Annotated in this window: 3 protein-coding genes; 1 reads left to right on the forward strand and 2 read right to left on the reverse strand. The window is 37.0% G+C overall.

Translation table 11 applies throughout. The annotated features are described in order from the left end of the window. Nucleotides 1-64: 64 nt before the first annotated feature. A complete protein-coding gene (locus AC1DDX_RS26070; protein ID WP_477622887.1) occupies nt 65-376 on the reverse strand; it encodes an RNA polymerase sigma factor in 312 nt (103 codons plus the stop codon). A gap of 122 nt (nt 377-498) precedes the next feature. Between AC1DDX_RS26070 and AC1DDX_RS26075 the strand changes: the two genes are divergently transcribed. Continuing rightward, complete coding sequence (locus AC1DDX_RS26075) at nt 499-1,890, forward strand: glycoside hydrolase family 140 protein (protein ID WP_288882829.1); 1,392 nt, start codon at nt 499-501, stop codon at nt 1,888-1,890. Nucleotides 1,891-1,908: 18 nt separating this feature from the next. Here the strand turns inward: AC1DDX_RS26075 and AC1DDX_RS26080 are convergent, their stop codons facing one another. After that, complete coding sequence (locus AC1DDX_RS26080; protein ID WP_288882831.1) at nt 1,909-2,601, reverse strand: Crp/Fnr family transcriptional regulator; 693 nt, start codon at nt 2,599-2,601, stop codon at nt 1,909-1,911. Nucleotides 2,602-2,768: the final 167 nt, after the last annotated feature.

Below are 2,768 nucleotides of genomic sequence, written 5' to 3' on the forward strand. Positions count from 1 at the left end.
CTATAAGCTTTTCCAGATCCAGATAGTGCGATAGTTCATTAATAGAAACTGATGCATCTTCAAATTACCTTAAGGTATGATCAAAAACACGTTCTTCTATTTTTTCTGATCTGAAATAATTGAGTACCTGGAATTTTGCAGCCCCCATCAAAAATTGTTCAAGGCTGGTATTAATTATGATTGTTTCTTTTCGCTCCCAAATATTGATAAAAACATTCTGGACAATATCTTTAGCAGCTTCCTCGTCTTTAATACGGGTTAATATATGGACATACAGCTTCTTCCAATACATCTCATACAAGAGATCGTAAGCTGCAGTATCGCCCAACTTAAGTTGTCGAACTATTTCCTCGTCTTTTCTTCCAACTTGAAGCATATTCAAAAGTAGAGTTCCAATATGAACAGGATGTTAACTCTTATTATTTGGTTATATTTAGTTAATTAAATATATGCAAAAGTTGTTCATATGATTACAATAACTCGATTAAATATATGGATATGAAAAAAATATACTGGCCCTTCTTATTATTACTCACTGTAATGAATATTCCAGCAGGTTATGGTCAAAAAATAAATCGAAAAAATGTAAAAATGCAGCAATTGCGTGTATCAGATAACCGCAGATTCCTTGTTTATGCTGATGGTAAGCCTTTTTTCTATCTTGGAGATACTGCCTGGGAGTTATTACACAGATTAACCCTTAAAGACGCAGAGATCTATATGGATAACCGCAGATCCAAAGGATTTACAGTACTTCAAACGGTAATATTGGCCGAGCTGGATGGGATAAATGAGCCCAATGCACTTGGCCATAAACCCATGGAAAACAATAACGTTTCTGAACTTAATGAAGACTATTTTAAGGATATTGATGCGTTTGTTCAATTGGCTGCCAAAAAAAATCTATACATGGGCCTGTTACCGCTATGGGGCGATAAAGTTTTTAAAAGTACCTGGGGAAAAGGCCCTGAAATTTTCAATGTTCAAAACGCAAAGGAATATGGAAAGTTTCTTGGCAACAGATATAAGAGCCAACCTAACATTATATGGATATTGGGTGGCGACCGTAATCCTCGCGGTGAAAAAGATGTGGCCATTTGGCGCGCTTTAGCGGAAGGCATTGCTGAAGGTGCCGGAGGCAATGATAAAGTGTTAATGACTTTTCATCCACAACCAAAAGAAAATGGCGGTTCATCAACCTGGTTTCATAATGATGAGTGGCTGGATTTTAATATGCTCCAGACAGGACATTGCAGGGATGGAAGTAATTATGATAAGATCTCTTATGATTACAATTTAAAGCCAACAAAACCAGTGGTTGATGGGGAACCTCTTTATGAGGACCATCCGGTATGTTTTGATGCGAAAAAGAACGGATTCTCAACAGCAGACGACATTCGAAAATTAGCATACTGGCAGGTATTTGCCGGTGCACTCGGACACACTTATGGCTGCCACGACATATGGCAGTTCTACGCTCCCGGCCGCGAACCAATCAATTTAGCCCGACATTACTGGAAAGAAGCAATGGATTTACCGGGCTCACAACAGATGGGCTATGTAAAAAAACTAATCCAATCCCAATCAATGCTTGACCGTATTCCCGATCAGGGTTTAATTTTAGGAGATAACCCTAAAGACGGTGCACACTGTAGTGCCACCCGTGCAAATGATGGGCATTATGCTTTTATTTATACTCCTACCGGGCGCAAATTGAATGTCAATACGGCTCATCTGAAAGGAAAGCAATTCTTTAAGGCCAAATGGTTTAATCCTAGAAATGGTGTATTTAGCATGGCATTTAAAATTGACAAAAAGCCTCAGCTTACTTTTACACCTCCAACAAGCGGAGATGCTTTGGATTGGGTACTTATATTAGAAGCTGGTTAATGTTAACCGTTAGTACTGCTAATGGTTAACGCCAATCATCTCTGAAAGCCGCTTTTCATTTAATACCAGAATGTTTCTGCCCGAGACCTCAATTATCTTCTCTTTTATAAAATCATTACTTACTTTAAATAAGGTTTCATATGTTGTTCCTGAGTACGATGCAATATCTTGCCTGCTTAGACCTAAAGCGATAAAACCATTCTCATCAACCCCAAACTTATGTAGCAGAGCCAGAATAGATTGTGCTATTCTCGCTTTTACCGACATATGCGCCAGATCACGCATTGCCCTATGAGAGTCTTGCAATTCATTTGCAAAAAACTGCATTAACTTATAAGTTAAATCAGTATTTACCCTTAGCGTTGTTTCAAAGAAATCTCTCCCCAGATAACATACTACTGTATTTTCTAATGCCGTAGCCGAAACTGGATATAACGGTTTTTTCCCGAGACCCAAATGGCCGATAATATCTTCAGGGCCGGCAAAATGAATAATCAATTCCTTTTCCTTATCCCATCTTTTATGAACCTTAACAGTTCCAGCAGATACAAAATAAATCCCGTTTACCGGATCGCCTTCTTTGAAGATAACCTCGCCTTTTTTTACCTCAAAATTCTTTTTCTGAATTTGAAGTGCCGGCAACCATTCGGGCAAACATAATTTACACAGAAAACAGCTTTTAAGATCACATAGATTACGAGATTCCTTCATTTTTTATATGGGCATTTGATATGCAATAATACTATATAAATATCAAAAAAGAAGAATCCACGCATAAAATCCAAAATAATAAATATTGTTTAAACAATATTAAAATACAAAATAAACAACTAAATAAACATAAAATATTTCATAAACAATATAATTAGCTTTTATAG

The sequence above is a fragment of the Pedobacter sp. 10L46_2 genome (assembly GCF_056395165.1).

Bases quoted from the DNA above. Each gene is read 5' to 3' on its own strand.
- AC1DDX_RS26070 (WP_477622887.1), bottom strand. From the start codon at position 376: ATGCTTCAAGTTGGAAGAAAAGACGAGGAAATAGTTCGACAACTTAAG.
- AC1DDX_RS26075 (WP_288882829.1), top strand. From the start codon at position 499: ATGAAAAAAATATACTGGCCCTTCTTATTATTACTCACTGTAATGAAT.
- AC1DDX_RS26080 (WP_288882831.1), bottom strand. From the start codon at position 2,601: ATGAAGGAATCTCGTAATCTATGTGATCTTAAAAGCTGTTTTCTGTGT.